The sequence below is a fragment of the Halopseudomonas phragmitis genome, from assembly GCF_002056295.1.
Taxonomy (GTDB): domain Bacteria; phylum Pseudomonadota; class Gammaproteobacteria; order Pseudomonadales; family Pseudomonadaceae; genus Halopseudomonas; species Halopseudomonas phragmitis.
In genome coordinates this window covers 3,622,507-3,637,978 of record NZ_CP020100.1, presented here as the reverse complement: position 1 = coordinate 3,637,978, position 15,472 = coordinate 3,622,507, and the positions used below count along the sequence as shown (strand labels likewise).

Here is a 15,472-nt window from a genome sequence, read left to right as displayed (position 1 = left end):
ACCAAAGCACAGTACCCAGCGGCGAAACCGCCTTTCACCATGACTGGAAATCCATAACGGAGTGATGCGTCATGCAAGCCCTGGCCTTGCCTGTCACACCGGCAGACGGGCGTGACTATCAACTGTATCGGCATGCCAACGGTCTGCACTGCCTGCTGATCGCTGATCCGGCGGCCAGTCGGGCCACGGCGGTGGCGCTGGTCGATGTTGGCAGTCACGATGAGCCCGATGCCTATCCGGGGCTTGCCCATCTGCTCGAGCACCTGTTGTTCATGGGCTCGGCCGGTTATCCGCAAGCGGGCAGCTTTCCTGAACGGGTCAGCCGTTGGGACGGACGTTTCAACGCCAGCACCGCGCCGGAGCGCACGCGCCTGCACTTCAGCGTCAGCCCCGAGGGGTTGGACGAGTGTCTGGCGCATCTGCTCGATATGCTGGCGCAGCCATTGTTCAGCCCGGCGCTGGTGGCCAGTGAACGTCAGGTGATCGATGCCGAATTCCGTACCCGGCTGGCCGACCCGGACATTCATCGTCAGGCGGTGCTGGGCTTGTGTTTCGATCCCCGGCATCCGGGGGGGCGTTTCTCTGCCGGCAATGCCGAGAGTCTGGCTGCCGAGCCGCAACGCCTGGCGAACGAACTGCACGATTTTCATCGACGCTACTACCGCGCCGGGGCAATGACTCTGGTGGTGCATGCACCAGCGAGTCTTGAGCATTTATCGAGACTGGTTGAGCAGCTTGGACGGAGCTTGTCGGCGGGCGAGCGTGAGCCGCGCCAACGGCCACAGCTCATGCTGCGCTCGCCCGCGCAGCTGATTGACTGGTCTGGCCCCGGAGGCTCCAGCAGTTGGACCCTGCTGTGGTCACTGGCGAATCTGCCGGCCGAATCGGCCGCGGCCAACTGGCTTCTGGCCTGGCTCAACAGTGCGGCGCCGGCTGCGGCTCTGGGCTGGTTGCGGCGCCAGGGAGTGGTGCTGAACTGGCAGGCGCGGATCGAGCCGGGTGTCAGCGGTCCGGCGCTGCTGGTGATTGAACTGGAGCCGTTGTCACCAGCGCTGGACGTCGCCACTTTGCTCAGTGCCTGGCAGCAATGGCTGGCCGCGCTGGCCGCGACCGGTCCAGAGGGTTGGCCTTGTGAGCAACGGCAAGACTGGGCTGATCAGGCGTTCAGCCGTGGGCCCCAGGGTGAACCCTTGATCTGGTGCGCCCAGTTGGCCGAACGGCTGCTGCGTCAGGGCGCCGAGCAGCTTCTGAAGAGCGAAGACTGGCAGCGTCCTGAGCCACAGCTATGGCAAGTGTTGTTGACCGCGTTACAGGATGCACCGCATGTACTGCGTTGCAACGCTGGCCAGATTACGCCTGAGCAGTGCCGCTGGACAGCTACCTCCTATGCTTGCCAGCCCTTGCGACGGACGCCCCCGCCGATCACTGGTATTGCACTTGCACCGGACGACTGGCCGGCCTGGGGACGCCGGAGCCGCGCAGAGCAGGGGGCGGCTCAGACAACAATGCCACCAGGTGTGCGCCGGCTCGGCAATGAGCCGGTTGGCACCTGGCAACGGACCCGCCTGGCCTGGTGCTGGCCTGCCGAGCAGGCCGACTTCAACAGTCTGAGCGGGCTGGTCAGGCTCTGGCAGTTGCAATGCGAAGTGCTGGCCGAGCAGGCGAGCCTGCGGGCCGTGCAGCTCGACTGGCAGGCGTTGGAAGGGCGTATAGAGCTGACTTTGAGCGGCCCGCGCGAGGTTTTGCCCGAATTGCTCGGCGAACTGCTGGCGAGCCTGAACCCTCCGAGCGAGACTGAACTGACGGTGCTTTGGCGCTTGCAGCAGCACGATCATCGTCAGCGTGTGCAGGCCTTGCCGGCCTACCGGCTGTTGCAGCGCTTGCAGGATGGGCCGGATCAACTGTTGAACGCCCCGGTGTTGACGCTGGCGGATTGGCGGCGCTTGTGTGCCCAGGCTCAGTTGCTCTGGCTGCATCCGCAAGATTGGTCGGGCGAGTCTGACGGCGTCATTGCTGGCCACCTGAGTGAACGCTTCCCGGCCGTGGCCGCGCCGTTCTCCTGGGACTGGAGCTTGCCGTTCATGCAGTCCGGACCGGTGCCTTGTGCCCATCCGGATCGGGCCCTGGTGGTCTGGTTGCCGGCGCCGACTGCCGGGTCACTGATGCACATCGGCTGGCGCTTGCTTGAACACTGGCTGGCGCCGGCGTTCTTCGACCAGTTGCGCACCCGCCAGCAACTCGGCTACTGGGTGGTTGCGCGCTATCATCCATTGTCCGGCTGGCCGGGCATACTGCTGTTGGTCCAGTCACCGAACCAGCCGCTGACTCTGATCGATGAGGCGGCAATAGCCTGTCTTGAACAACAGCACCAGTATTTGCGGGAGCTGCCGTTCGAGCAGGTGCGCCAGGCTGCGGCTCGCCTGGCAGCAAGTATCCAGACCCGGCGGCAAACCGCCGACGGCGCTTTCGACGCTGCCTGGCAGGCGGCACTCTACCCACTGCAGTCGTCGCTGGACGAGCAATTGCTGACGCTGCGCACCCTCTCCGAGCGGGACTGGCAGCACCTGCTGCACAGTTTCTTCATCAAGGCCCGGCGTATCCGTCTGGTCAGTGCCCAGCCGGGTTGATTCAAGAGCTGTTTAGTGCCTGGACCGCTACCAAGGTAGTGCTGGTAGCACATGCCAAAGCATTGATTGGTCGAGGCTTTTTGCCTGCCACCAAAGACTGGTGGATTCGCGCCCTTGGCAGAATGGGGTGGTTCCCGAGGCTTTCCGATAATCGGCCCGACGGCATTACAACGTCAGCCATGAATCCATCGGAGAGCACAATGAACAAGAAAAAGATTGCCAGCCCGCTGTTGACTGCACTGGCCGCAGCCATCATCAGCGCACCCGCATCCGCCGCCATCACCCTGTACGATCAGGATGGCACGACTTTCTCTGCGGACGGCTACATCAACGTTTTCTATGTCCATTCGGATGTCGACAGCGCCGATCCGGCCCGCGAGCGCAAGCAGTCGCGGGTGAAAATGGGCTTTCTGCCCAACTACATCGGTTTCAACATGGGCAAGGACATGGGCGATCTGCAACTGGGCGCACGCTCCTCGTTCTGGGTCACCATCAATGACAGCGAAACCAACGGCACCGCGACCGACATCGATGTGCGTCAGTTCTACGGCACCATCGGTGGCGACTGGGGTGAGTTCCTGGTAGGTAAGGACTTCGGTCTGTTCGCCCGTTCCAACATTTTCGTCGACGAGTTCCTGGCCGGCTACGGTCAGGTCAGCGACACCCTGGGGCTGGTTGATTTCGGTGGCGTGTCCTTTGGCAACATTGGCAGCGGTTATCCCTATCCGTTCCCGACTGCGCAGATCACCTACCGCTCGCCGGTCATGAATGGCTTCCGGGTGGCTGCCGGTATCATGGATCCGGTCGATACCACCGATGATTCGCTGGTGGGCAAGAACTATCAGGACCGTCCGCGTTTCGAGACCGAGATCACCTATCAGGCCCAACTGGGTGGTGTCGACCTGTTCACCTGGATCAACGGCCAGCGTCAGACTTCGAAGAACACCGACAGCAGCGTTGACTCTGTGACCTCCAAGGGCCTTGGTTACGGTGTCCAGGCCAAGATGGGCAACCTGTCGCTGACCGCCTCCGGTTTTGATGCCGAGGGTGTCAACCCGTTCTTCACCAATAACGCCGGTCAGGCGCAACTGCGCGAGATCGACAGCAAGGGTCACCTGCTGCAGGGTTCCTACAAGTTCGGCAAGAACCGTCTGGCGCTGTCCTACGGCAAGACCAAGGACGACGGCAACGGTATTGGCGTCAAGGCTGACTACAAGACCCGTGGTGTGGCGCTGTTCCACAGTGTCAACGACAACCTGACCCTGGTTGGCGAGTACAACCGCTTCGAGCTGGATGATCGCACTAACAGCCTGAAGCTGGAGAAAACCAGCACTGTGGCGCTGGGTGTCGCGCTGAGCTGGTAAAACCGGCAAGGCACTACCAACAACCGGGGCTTGCCCCGGTTGTTGCGTTTTGGGTCACGGCGGGTGGCCATTACTTCCAAGGTTTATTCACCCAGTACCGAAGTAGTATGTCGAGCCCGGTGGCCGCTCCCTACAATCAAACTAGACCCACCCTCGCGATGACGGGGAAGAGGATGAGAGGGCAAGAGAATGCCGGTGACGTGCTTCACCCCACCGTCATTGCGAGGCACGAAGTGCCGCGGCAATCCATCGGGGTTGCTGGGAGTACGGACTGGATCGCCACGGGCCTGCGGCCCTCGCGATGACGGGGCAAGAGAATGCCGGTGACGTGTTTCACCCCACCGTCATTGCGAGGCGCAAAGCGCCGCGGCAATCCATCGGGGTTGCTGGGAGTAAGGGCTGGATCGCCACGGGCCTGCGGCCCTCGCGATGACGAGGAAGGGGCGGTGGTGTGGTGCTGGTAGGCAGATAGTCAAAGGTGGGGAGGCGGATATGCCGCACAAGCTGGCCGATTGTTTCAAGACCGCGATGACCGACGCGGCAGAGCCGGAACAGGCGGCTCAGGACCTGGCCAGCCAGTTGCTGCACCCGCACCTGGGCTTCGTGCTGTTTTTCTGTTCGGCCGAGTACGACCTGGCGACCCTGGCGGATGCGCTGGAGCAGCATTTCGGCGGAGTGGCGCTGACCGGTTGCACCAGTGCCGGGGAAATTACCTCGCAGGGCTATGGCCGCGGCTGTATTACGGCCATCGGTTTTGATCACCGGGCCTTTGCCGTCGACTGCACGCTGATCCGTGAGCTGGACAACTTCAGCCTGGTCGATGCCCAGCAGGCGGTCGAGCGCATGCTCAGTCACTGCCGGCATACCGGTCTGGCGCCAATCAAGGATCACACCTTCGCCCTGACTCTGCTCGATGGCCTGTCCAGTCGTGAGGAAGTCGTGCTCTCGACCCTTAGCGCAGCGTTGGGCAGCATCCCGCATTTTGGCGGCTCGGCCGGCGACGATAATCACCTCAGCCATACCCATGTTTACCATCAGGGCCGCTTTCATACCGGCGCGGCGGTGGTGGTGATGTTCAATACCTGGCTCAATTTCGAGGTATTCACCACCCATCACCTGCAACCTCTGGCCGACAAGTTGGTGGTCACCGCCGCTGACAGCGAAACCCGCACCGTGCTGGAGCTTAATGCCGAGCCAGCCGCTGAGGAGTATGCCCGGTTGGTCGGGGTGCCGTTGAGCGAGCTGAGCCTCAGCCATTTTGCCCTCAATGTGCTGGCGGTGCGCATTCGTGATCAGTTCTATGTGCGCTCGATCCAGCGGGTCAACCCGGATGGCAGCCTGACTTTCTACTGCGCGGTGGATACCGGCATCGTGCTGACCGCCATGCAGCCGGGGCCGCTGCTGCCTGATTTGCGGCTGGAGATTGAGCGTTTGCGTCAGCAGTTGGGTGAACCGGTACTGATCATTGGCTGCGACTGTTTTCTGCGTCGGATGGAAAGTGAGCTACGCGGTGAAGCCGACAGCCTCGGTCGCTTTCTCGCCAACAACCGGGTGATTGGTTTCAACACCTATGGCGAGCAGTACAACGGCATGCACATCAATCAGACCTTCACCGGGGTGGCCTTTGCCTTACCACACTGAACAGGCGTTGCTGCCGAGCAGCGATGATGAGCTGCTGGCGCTGCGGGCCGAGGTCAACAAGTTGCGGCGGATTAACGCGGCGCTGATCGAGCGTGTCGAGTCCAGCTCCAGCCAGCGCACCGAGAGCTACGCGGCGTTCCAGCATTCGGTGGAACTGGCCGAGCAGGTTCGCGAGCGGACCCAGGCGCTCAACGAAACCATGGCCGAACTGCAGGCCAGCAACCGCCTGCTTAGCGAGGCCCGGGCCAGGGCCGAGACCGCCCATCATTACCTGATCGATGCAATCGAAAGCGTGTCCGATGCCTTCGTCCTGTTTGATCGGCATATGCGCATCGTGCTGTTCAACAGCCGGTTTGCTGCCTTTTGGCAAGGAACCCGGGCGCGGGTGGTGGAAGGCACCACTCTGAGCGAGGTCAAGCGCCTGGCGACTTCGACCGGGCTGGTGGTGGATATCGAGGCCGGGGCCGACGGTCATTTGCTTTATCAGTTGCGTAACCAGCGCTGGGTGCAGGTCAGCGAGCGGCCGACCCGTGAAGGCGGACTGGTGATCATGTACACCGACATCACCGACCTCAAGCATTCCGAAGCGGCACGCCGCGAGAAGGCCTTGGCGCAGAAGACCCGGTTGTTGCAGCGCACGGTCGACAGCCTGTCGCAAGGTGTGGCGGTGGTCAACGACGAAGGCGCGCTGGAGTTATGGAACGGGCGTTTCCTGGAGCTGGCCGGACTGGCGCCGATCGAGGCCCATCGACCGTTTGCCGAGGTAATGGAAGACAGCGAGCTGGATCTGTTCACGCCCTACACCCTGTGTGAGGATGGTGAGCCATTGCTCAGCAGCGAGCAGCGCCTGAGCAATGGTCGGGTGCTGGAAGTGCGCACCCACCCGATGCCGACTGGCGGTTTCGTCAACACCTATACCGATATTACCGAGCATGACCTGTACGCCAATGCTTTGCTGGAAAGCGAGCGTTGGGTGCGACTGATCACCGATCATGTGCCGGCGATGATCGCCTATGTGAGTGACGACCTGACCTATCAGTTCACCAACAAGGTCTATGACGAGTGGTACGGCTGGCCGCGTGGCGACATTCACGGCCACAGCCTGCGCCGGGCTCACAGTGAGGAGCAGTTTGCCCGTCTGGAACCCTACATCGAGCGGGCCTTCAACGGCGAAAGCGTGACCTTCGAGTTCGCCGAATCGAACCTTGAGGAGCAGGAACGTTACCTGTTGCGCTCCTATGTGCCCAACCGCAATGCCGAAGGCGAGGTGATCGGCATCTTTGTACTGATCCGCGATATCACTGATCGGCGGCGAACCGCCGAGGCCCTGCATCAGGCCTATCAGCATCTGGAGCAGCGGGTGCGCGAGCGTACCCAGGAACTGACCGCGCTCAACGACCAGCTTCGTCAGGAAATCAGCGAGCGGGCCCAGGCCGAGTCGCGCCTGCGCGAGGCCAAGCGCGAGGCCGAGCAGGCCAACCTGTCGAAAACCAAGTTTCTTGCTGCTGTCAGCCATGACCTGCTGCAACCGCTCAACGCCGCCCGGCTGTTTACCGGAGCCTTGCTCGAACAGCCGGTACCCGATCATAGCGCTGGCCTGATCCGCCAGGTCAGTCATTCGCTCGAGGATGTGGAAAACCTGCTTGGTACTCTGGTCGATATTTCCAAACTGGATGCCGGGGTGATCAAGCCGGATATCTGCGACTTCACCCTGTCAGAGCTGCTCGACAATCTGGCCAACGAGTACCGTCAGGTGACGGCCAGCGAAGGGCTGACATTCAGCTTCGTTGGCAGCCAGGCGGTGGTGCGCAGCGACCCGCAGTTGCTGGCGCGGATTCTGCGCAACTTCTTGTCCAACGCCATCCGCTATACCCGCAGTGGTCGAATCCTGCTGGGCTGTCGTCGGCATGCCCATGGCCTGCGTATAGAGGTCTGGGATACCGGGCTGGGGATTCCCCAGGACAAGCTGCAGGAGATCTTTCAGGAGTTCAAACGGGTCAATCCGGCGGCGAATACCAAGGACCGGGGCCTGGGCCTGGGGCTGGCAATTGTCGACAAGATCGCCCGCATGCTGGGCCATCGCATTCGGGTACATTCGGTTGAGGGCAAGGGCTCGGTGTTCTCGGTCGATGTGCCCTTTGGCCGGCTGCGTCACGAGCCGGTCAGTGAGCGACCGGTGACCGCCATGATCGGTCAGCATCTGGAGCAGGCCAGAATCTGGGTGCTGGATAACGATGCTTCGATCTGTGCCGGCATGCGCACCCTGCTCGAAGGCTGGGGCTGCGAGGTGGTTACCGCGTTGTCTGAAGATGATCTGGCTGCGCAGGTCGATCAGTTCCACGCGCCGGCCGACCTGCTGATCGCCGACTATCACCTGGATAACGATGAGAACGGCGTCGATGTGGTTGCCCGTATCAACGCCCGGCGCGGCAAGCCGTTACCGGTGCTGCTGATCACTGCCAACTACAGCAACGAACTCAAACAGCAGGTGCGCGAACTCGGCCATGTGCTGATGCACAAGCCGGTCAAACCCATGAAGCTGAAAACCGCGATGAGCCATTTGCTGGCGCAACAGGGCTGATTGCAACCACGCTGCAACAGCCTTCCACGCCGCCTTAGCGGCGCAGATAGGCGCTGAAATCCACGTCGCTGGCCGAGAGAATCGCCTGTACCCGGTTGTGGACATTGAGCTTGCGCAGAATCGCCGAGACGTGGGCCTTGACCGTGGTTTCGGCGATATCCAGGTGATAGGCGATCTGCTTGTTCGACTCGCCCTTGGCCATACGCTCGAGGACCAGCAGCTGCTTACGGGTCAGGGCGTACAGCAGTTCGGGGGAGATCGGGGTTTCTTCCGGGCTGCGCCGGGTGATGGTGCGGTTGGCGCGAATGATATCCGAGGGCAGGTAGACATTGCCGCCGAGAATCTGCTCGATGGCTTCGGTCATCTGCGTACGTGGTGAGGATTTGGTGATGAAGCCGACCGCGCCGTAGGTGATCGCCTGCAGCACCACCTGCTTGTCTTCCTCGGCGGAGACAATCACCACCGGAATCGAGGGCGACTCGTTGCGCAGGGTGATGAGGCCGTTGAGCCCGTGCATGCCGGGCATGTTCAGATCGAGCAGGATCAGGTCCAGATCGTCCTGTTCCTTGGCGAGTTCAAGAGCACTGTCCAGGTCCGAGGTTTCCATGAGCTCTGTACCGGGAAAGCCTTCGCGAATCACATTGCAAATGGCTTCTCGGAACAGCGGGTGATCATCGGCGATGAGTATCTTGTACATGGCTGTTCCAACCTGTGGCTAGGGCAGCTTGCTCGAAGGCCGCTGCTTCTTGTGTATGTTTATGTATTACACCCCTGGGATGGTGATTTGCAAATGATACATTGGGACAAAAAATCGATACTAAAGTAGTAAATGCTTTAAGGGCACAGCGCAAAGCATGCCCGCCGCCTATTCCGACTTGCGCCGCAGCGCCGCATGCTGCGGGTTAAAGGTCAGTACCGCCAGGCTGGTGACCACCAGCAGCAGGCCCAGGCAGATGATCAGGGCCATGGCGTTGAAACGCTCATAAAGGGCGAAGCGCACCAGTTCCACTGCATGGGTGAAGGGGTTGAAACTGCACAGCCAGTACAGCCATTCGCTGGCTTCGCGCATTTTCCACAGCGGGTAGAGCGCCGAGGACAGGAAGAACATCGGGAAGATCACGAAGTTCATCACCCCGGCGAAGTTCTCCAACTGACGTATCCCGTTTGACAGCAGCAGGCCCAGGGCGCTGAGCAGCAAGGCTGCCAGCAGTAGCGAGGGCAGGGCGGTCAGCAGGCCGAAGAGCGGGGGCTGGATGTCGAACAGCCAGGCAATGCCGATAAAGGCATAGACCTGAATCAGCGAGATCAGCGAGGTGCCGAGCAGTTTGCCGACCAGCAGAAACGGCCGGGGCAGCGGGCTCATCAGCAGTACCCGCATGCTGCCCATTTCACGGTCGTAGACCATCGACAGTGAGCCCTGCATGCCATTGAACAGCAAAATCATGCAGCACAGCCCAGGCAGGATGTAGGTTTCGTAGGTTATGTAGGTGTCATAGGGGGCAATGATCGAGACACCCAGCGCCGCCCGAAACCCGGCGGCGAACACCAGCAGCCATAGCAGCGGCCGGACCAGGGCGCTGAGAAACCGCGAGCGCTGGAGAATGAAACGCAGCCATTCGCGTTGCAGGATGCCGCCCAGGCAGGCCAGATAAGCGCGCAGGTTCATGCCGCCTCCGTTTGCCCGGTAAGCCGGGCGAAGGCATCGCCGAGGCTGGCTGTGCCACTGCTGTGTACCAGTTCGGCGGCGCTGTTTTCGGCCAGTATCCGGCCCTGGTGCAGCACCACAACCGGATCTTCGGCCTGAATCTCATCGAGCAGGTGGGTGGTCCAGACCACCGTCAGCCCGCGCTCGGCACACAGTAGGCGGATGTGCTGGTTGAGAGCCAGGCGGCTGGCCTGATCAAGGCCGACGCTGGGCTCATCGAGCAGCAGAATCTTTGGTTCATGTAGCAGCGCCCTGGCGATCTCGACTCGGCGGCGATGGCCGCCATTGAGCTGGCGGACCTGTTCATGCTGGCGCTCGAGCAGACCCTGGCGCTGCAGCTCGCTTTCGATGCGTGGGGCGGCCTGGCGGCGTGACAGGCCGTGCAGCGCGGCATGGTAGGCGAGGTTCTGACGCACGCTCAGATCCAGATCCAGCGTGCTTTGCTGAAACACCACACCGAGCTGACGCAGGGCCTGGCGCGGTTGCCGGCGGATCGACAGCTCGCCGAGCAGGATGTCGCCCTGTTGCAACCGGTACAGGCGGCTGAACAGGGCCATCAGTGTGCTCTTGCCGGCGCCGTTGGGGCCGAGCAGGGCGTTCAGCCGGCCGGACTGCACCGTGAAGCTGACGCCCTGAAGCGCCAGCCGCTGGCCGTAGGCGAAGCTGACATCGCGTACGTCGAGTTGCATCAGGGGGTCACCACCACGCCCCAGGGATAGCGCCCGACCTTGATGCTCTTGACCGGCTTGAGGCTGGCGACATCGATCACGGTGACATCGCCGCTGACGCCGTTGGTGGTCAGCAGCAGGCTTTCATCGGTATTGAACGACATGTGCCAGACCCGCCGGCCGACCAGGATATAGTCGAGCACTTCATAGGTTTGGGCGTCGACCACCGCAACATGGTTGGCCGGCCCCAGGGCGACGAAGGCATATTTGCCGTCACTGGAGAGTTTTACCCCGACCGGCTGAACCCGATCCGGGTGAATGCCCTTGATCGCAAAGTTGATGGTGTGCTGGATCTGTTTGCTGTCGACATCGACCACATGCACGGTGCCGCCAATCTCTGCCGAGGCCCACAGGGTCTTGCTGTCCTTGGTGAACTCGACGTGGCGCGGGCGCTGGTCGACCAGGGTGTTGTCGACCAGTTCGTTGGTGCTGGTGTCGATCCAGTGCAGCATGTTGCTGGTTTCGCTGGTATTGACCGCCCACTTGCCGTCGTAGCTGACCGCCATGCCCTCGGGTTCGACGCCAACGTCGATCTGGGCCAGCACTTCATTGGTTTTTACATCGATCACGGTCACCAGGGCATCGTCCTCATTGGAGATATACAGCCAGCGGTCATTGGGGTGCAGGGCGAACTGCTCAGGGTCGGCGCCGGAGGGCAGTTCCTTGATGATCTGGCGGGTTTCCAGGTCAATCACCTGGACCCGGTCGGAGTCGCTGGCGCAGATGTACAACAGCTTGTTGTCACTGGACAGCAGCACGCCGCGTGGGCGCATGCCGACGTCAATGGTGTCGACAACCTCCATCTTGGTCAGGTCGATCACCGAGACGGTGTTGTCCTTTTCATTGGTGACATAGGCAGTTTCGGCCAGGGCGTTGAGGCTGAAGCCGCCGAGCAGCAGAGCGCCGGTCAGTAACCCGGTTTTGAGAAATGAGGTTTTCATGTTGGTTTTCCTGTTGTCGTTGTAGTTATCTGAAGGTGTCTGGCCTCGGCGGCCAGTAACCTTCAACGGCCCGCCAGCAGATCGCACTGGCTTTCCGGTTGATCGAAGCCCAGAGTGTCCAGGTCGGTCACCGGGTGCAGGTAACCTTCCTGGGGCGAGTTGGTCACCAGCGCACGCGGATGGACCACCGGGATCGGCTGACGCAACTGGCCGTTCCAGGTGCGGTAGCTCAGGCGCCGGCCCTTGAATCCGTCCAGTGGCAAGCGGTCGGACAGGCTCAGGGCACGAATCTCGTCAACGTCGGCATGCTTCAGGGTGGTCACGGCGGCGCCGATGCTGCGCACCCCGAGCCAGGCGGCGAAGTCGAGGCTGTTCATCCAGCGTCCGGCCTGATCCTCGAAGCGCTTCTGCAATTGCGCGGCGCCGTAGGTTTCCACGGTCTTGTGCCAGCCAACCGGAGTCAGGCCCTGGGTGCCGGCTACCGGGCGCGGGTACCAGGTGTTGTAGGGGATGTATTCACCAAAATCGCCACGTTCGTCGGCGACGATCACCACGTCGTATTCGCGGGTCTGGGTGAACAGCGGTACTTCGGCCTGGGCGGCGCGGCGCAGGTCGGTATCGAAACTCCATTGTTTCTCGGCGACGATCCGGTGGCCGAAACGCTTGGCGCTGCGCTTGACCGCCTCGGCATAGGCCAGGTCGTCTTCGGTACTGCCGCTGATCAGCAGCCAGCGGGTTTGCTTGCGTACCGCCAGAAACTGGGCCAGGGCATCGGTCAGCATCGCCCGGCTGGGCAGGGTGTGCAGCACGTTGGGCAGGCAGCTCTGGCTGCGCAGGCCATCATCGTAGCTACCGGCATTGAACAGCAGGCTGTCGCTGAACTCGCCAGCCAGTTGCTGCAACGGAGCGGCCGGCAGGTTGGTGACGAACAGCCGTACACCTTCGGCGTGCAAGGCACGGGCGGCGTCCAGGGTGGCATCCAGTTCACTGGCGCTGGCCACCTGCAACTGATAATTGTGCTTGAGAAAGCGCCCGGTGCTGTTGTTATCGACGATTGCCAGCTGCGCGCCTTGCAGACCGGCATCTTCAGGTTCCGGAATCACATTGGACATGATCGGGCCGGGATCAGGGGTCCAGGCCACATAGCCAATCGAGACTTCGAGGCTGGCGTGGGCCCGGGTGGCGATCAGAGTGGCGCTGAACAGCATCAGCAGGCCGATCAGAGTATGCAGGGCGAATGTGCGCATAGAGCCTCCTTCTTGTGATGGCTCCAGCATGGTGCTGCGCAAGTCGGGGGTAAATATGAAGAAAGTACCAACGCGCCAGTACCAAGGTACTATTTCGGTGACTTGTCCTATGTCCGAGCATGAACCTCGACAACATGAGAACAAGGGCCATAACCATGAAAAACACCCCAATATTCCTGTCTGCCGCGATTCTGAGTGCCAGCTTGCTGTTGGCCAACAGCGCCCTGGCTGCCGGTGATCTGACTCGCCGCCCGGTCACATTGCCTGATCTGGTGCTGGGTAACGAAGAAAGTGACTTCGCCATGACGCACAAGGAATATGAGGTCGAAACCGGTCAGGCCTATCGGCTCAAGATCATCTCGTCCGGGCAGAAGGAATACGCCTTCCAGGCGCCGGATTTCTTCAAGGTCACGCACCTGCGCAAGGTTGAGGCCGGAGATGTCGAGATCAAGACCGCCTACCTGCACGAGCTGGAGTTCGAAAAGCCCGGACAGGCGGAAATCTTTTTCACCCCGTTGGTACCTGGGCGCTATGAGTTCTATCTCAAGGGTCTGGAAAGTCGCGGGATGACTGGCCACTTCGTGGTCAAGTGAGATGCGTCTGTCGACCGCCGCGCGCCTGCAATTGTGGGTTTGCGCGGCTTTCGCGCTGGTGCTGGCAGTAACCCTGCTGGTACTGCTGCGTCAGGCCGAAAAGGATGTGGTGCGCGAACTGGAGAGCGGCCGGGCCCTGGCCCTGCATCTGTTCGACGGGCTGTCACGCAGTGCCGACCTGAGTACCCTGGAACCGTTCGAGAATATTCGCCACGTGCGTATTTCCCGTCCAGACCAGCCACTGGTGCTGACCAGCAGTGACGAGTTTCCCGACTGGCTGTTGCACTGGATGCGGCCCGCGATCGAACGTGGTTTCCCGCCCGTATACGTGACCTTTCCCGATAGTCAGCAATGGATGATCAGCCCGGACCCGCATGACGAGCTGGAGGAGGCCTGGGAGTCGGTCATTCAGTTGCTGGTAGTGTTTGCCATTGCCTTTGTTCTGTCGCTGCTGGTAATCCAGCTTGGTCTGCGCCGTGGGCTGCGGGCCTACAACGAACTGCTCAGCGGCTTGCAGCAGATCCGTACCGGTGATCTGGATGCCCGGCTGATGCCCAGCCAGCAGCCCGAGCTCAACCATCTGGCCGAGCGTTTCAACGGCATGGCTGCCGCCTTGCAGCGGGCCGAGGCCAGCAACCGGCAACTGACCCATGCGCTGATGAATCTGCAGGAACGCGAGCGTACCGAACTGGCGCATACCCTGCACGACGACTTGGGCCAGTACCTGACCGGTATCCGTGCCCAAGCCTTCATGTTGCGCGAGGCCGCAGATCGCCCTGAGCATGTGCGCGATCACGCTGGACGCCTGTTGCAGGCCTGTGACGGCCTGCAACAGGGTTTTCGCCGACTGGTACGCGAGCTGCATCCGGTGGTGCTGGAGCGGTTGGGGTTGGAACAGGCGCTGCGTCAGCTGACCGAGCAGTGGCAGCATCAGCAGGTCATCGACTGCCATCTGGAACTGGATGAGGATCTGCCGGAACTGCAACCGCAGGCCCGAACCCATCTGTACCGGCTGTTGCAGGAAGCGCTCAACAATGTTGCCCGGCATGCTCAGGCTGATCAGGTCTGGGTACGCTTGCAGCGCCGGGGCGACAGTCTGGTGGTCAGCGTGCAGGACAATGGCTGCGGGCTGTCGGCTGAACCAGAGTCGGGATTGGGGTTGCGTTCGATGCAGGAGCGTGCCCGTTGCCTGAATAGTCTGCTGCGGATCATTACCCGGCCTGGAGAGGGCCTGTTGCTCAACCTGAATATTCCTCTCAAGGGAGTACTCTGATGAACATTCTGTTGGTTGATGATCATGCCATTGTGCGCCAGGGTTACAGCAGCCTGTTGGCGATGATGCTGGGCCAGGCGCAGATCGAGGAAGCAACCAGTGGCGAGGACGCGCTGACGGCAGCCCAGCGGCAAGTGCCGGATCTGGTGATTCTGGATGTTGGCCTGCCGGGCATCAGCGGCATTGAAACCGCCCGCCGGTTGCTGCAACGCTGGCCGTCGCTGCGTATTCTGTTCTTCAGCATGCATGACGAGTTGCCGCTGGTGCGTCAGGCGCTGGCGACCGGCGCCCTGGGGTTCATTACCAAGAGTGCGGCGCCGCAAGTGCTGCTGGAGGCGGTACGCCGCTGTCTGGGCGGGCAGCGTTATATCGAACAGGAGCTGGCTACCCAGCTGGCTTGTGCCGGCAGTGATGACCAGCTCGACCCACGCTTGCGGGAGATGACCCAGCGTGAGTTCGAGATTTTCGTCATGCTGGCCAAGGGCATGCCGCCCAAGCAGATCGCCGAACGGCTGTGCATCAGCGGCAAGACAGTGTCGAACAATCTCACCGTGCTGAAGCAGAAACTGGCGGTCAGCTCACTGACCGAACTGGTGCACCTGGCTATCGATGCCGGAGTGATTCGGGTGCAGGCGGCGGGGTAGTTGCTGTTGGTCGGGGAACACCCCCGGGAGGCGGGAGCATCTGCTCCCGCGCGGTCTCGTTGCACCGCCGACCTCGAGCAGATGCTCGAGGCTCCCAGGAAACGCAGTTCAGCCCACGCAGAACTCCG

12 protein-coding genes are annotated in these 15,472 nt (G+C 61.6%); 7 read left to right on the top strand and 5 right to left on the bottom strand.

The window, feature by feature from the left end:
• Positions 1-71: 71 nt before the first annotated feature.
• The 4 genes from BVH74_RS16775 (at position 72) to BVH74_RS16760 (ending at position 8,213) form a co-directional block, all read left to right on the top strand.
• Positions 72-2,627 carry an insulinase family protein gene (locus BVH74_RS16775; protein WP_080051213.1) on the top strand — a complete coding sequence of 852 codons (2,556 nt, stop codon included), beginning with the start codon at positions 72-74 and terminating at the stop codon, positions 2,625-2,627.
• Between the two features lie 200 nt (positions 2,628-2,827).
• A complete protein-coding gene (locus BVH74_RS16770) occupies positions 2,828-3,991 on the top strand; it encodes a porin (RefSeq protein WP_080051212.1) in 1,164 nt (387 codons plus the stop codon).
• A 492-nt stretch (positions 3,992-4,483) separates the two neighbouring features.
• The gene (nosP, locus tag BVH74_RS16765; protein ID WP_080051211.1) at positions 4,484-5,632 is read left to right on the top strand and encodes a nitric oxide-sensing protein NosP; all 1,149 of its coding nucleotides are present in this window, start codon (positions 4,484-4,486) and stop codon (positions 5,630-5,632) included.
• Positions 5,562-8,213, top strand: a complete 2,652-nt coding sequence (locus tag BVH74_RS16760) for a hybrid sensor histidine kinase/response regulator (protein WP_080051210.1) — start codon at positions 5,562-5,564, stop codon at positions 8,211-8,213. Before nosP ends, BVH74_RS16760 begins: the two co-directional genes overlap by 71 nt.
• Before the next feature lie 34 nt (positions 8,214-8,247).
• Here the strand turns inward: BVH74_RS16760 and BVH74_RS16755 are convergent, their stop codons facing one another.
• From BVH74_RS16755 to pedA1, 5 genes are all read right to left on the bottom strand, one after another.
• On the bottom strand, positions 8,248-8,910 hold the full coding sequence (locus BVH74_RS16755; protein ID WP_080051209.1) for a response regulator: 663 nt from the start codon (positions 8,908-8,910) through the stop codon (positions 8,248-8,250).
• A gap of 168 nt (positions 8,911-9,078) precedes the next feature.
• Positions 9,079-9,873: a lanthanide ABC transporter permease protein PedC gene (gene pedC, locus BVH74_RS16750; RefSeq protein ID WP_080051774.1), complete on the bottom strand. Its 795-nt coding sequence runs from the start codon at positions 9,871-9,873 to the stop codon at positions 9,079-9,081.
• Positions 9,874-9,875: 2 nt separating this feature from the next.
• Positions 9,876-10,610, bottom strand: a complete 735-nt coding sequence (gene pedB, locus BVH74_RS16745) for a lanthanide ABC transporter ATP-binding protein PedB/LutE (protein WP_155121740.1) — start codon at positions 10,608-10,610, stop codon at positions 9,876-9,878.
• Positions 10,607-11,587 carry a YVTN family beta-propeller repeat protein gene (locus tag BVH74_RS16740; RefSeq protein WP_080051207.1) on the bottom strand — a complete coding sequence of 327 codons (981 nt, stop codon included), beginning with the start codon at positions 11,585-11,587 and terminating at the stop codon, positions 10,607-10,609. Before BVH74_RS16740 ends, pedB begins: the two co-directional genes overlap by 4 nt.
• Before the next feature lie 62 nt (positions 11,588-11,649).
• Positions 11,650-12,834 (bottom strand): lanthanide ABC transporter ABC transporter substrate-binding protein PedA1, encoded by a 1,185-nt coding sequence (gene pedA1, locus BVH74_RS16735; protein WP_080051206.1) that lies wholly within the window; start codon positions 12,832-12,834, stop codon positions 11,650-11,652.
• 155 nt (positions 12,835-12,989) lie between these two features.
• Between pedA1 and BVH74_RS16730 the strand changes: the two genes are divergently transcribed.
• The 3 genes from BVH74_RS16730 to BVH74_RS16720 are packed head-to-tail and all read left to right on the top strand — an operon-like array spanning position 12,990 to position 15,344.
• On the top strand, positions 12,990-13,427 hold the full coding sequence (locus BVH74_RS16730; protein ID WP_080051205.1) for a cupredoxin domain-containing protein: 438 nt from the start codon (positions 12,990-12,992) through the stop codon (positions 13,425-13,427).
• 1 nt (position 13,428) lies between these two features.
• Positions 13,429-14,700: a HAMP domain-containing sensor histidine kinase gene (locus BVH74_RS16725; protein WP_080051204.1), complete on the top strand. Its 1,272-nt coding sequence runs from the start codon at positions 13,429-13,431 to the stop codon at positions 14,698-14,700.
• Positions 14,700-15,344 carry a response regulator gene (locus BVH74_RS16720; RefSeq protein WP_080051203.1) on the top strand — a complete coding sequence of 215 codons (645 nt, stop codon included), beginning with the start codon at positions 14,700-14,702 and terminating at the stop codon, positions 15,342-15,344. Before BVH74_RS16725 ends, BVH74_RS16720 begins: the two co-directional genes overlap by 1 nt.
• Positions 15,345-15,472: the final 128 nt, after the last annotated feature.

Excerpts from the sequence above, each read along its gene's own strand:
- BVH74_RS16775 (WP_080051213.1), top strand. The coding sequence starts at position 72 with ATGCAAGCCCTGGCCTTGCCTGTCACACCGGCAGACGGGCGTGACTAT.
- BVH74_RS16770 (WP_080051212.1), top strand. The coding sequence starts at position 2,828 with ATGAACAAGAAAAAGATTGCCAGCCCGCTGTTGACTGCACTGGCCGCA.
- nosP (WP_080051211.1), top strand. The coding sequence starts at position 4,484 with ATGCCGCACAAGCTGGCCGATTGTTTCAAGACCGCGATGACCGACGCG.
- BVH74_RS16760 (WP_080051210.1), top strand. The coding sequence starts at position 5,562 with ATGGCGAGCAGTACAACGGCATGCACATCAATCAGACCTTCACCGGGG.
- BVH74_RS16755 (WP_080051209.1), bottom strand. The coding sequence starts at position 8,910 with ATGTACAAGATACTCATCGCCGATGATCACCCGCTGTTCCGAGAAGCC.
- BVH74_RS16740 (WP_080051207.1), bottom strand. The coding sequence starts at position 11,587 with ATGAAAACCTCATTTCTCAAAACCGGGTTACTGACCGGCGCTCTGCTG.
- pedA1 (WP_080051206.1), bottom strand. The coding sequence starts at position 12,834 with ATGCGCACATTCGCCCTGCATACTCTGATCGGCCTGCTGATGCTGTTC.
- BVH74_RS16730 (WP_080051205.1), top strand. The coding sequence starts at position 12,990 with ATGAAAAACACCCCAATATTCCTGTCTGCCGCGATTCTGAGTGCCAGC.
- BVH74_RS16725 (WP_080051204.1), top strand. The coding sequence starts at position 13,429 with ATGCGTCTGTCGACCGCCGCGCGCCTGCAATTGTGGGTTTGCGCGGCT.
- BVH74_RS16720 (WP_080051203.1), top strand. The coding sequence starts at position 14,700 with ATGAACATTCTGTTGGTTGATGATCATGCCATTGTGCGCCAGGGTTAC.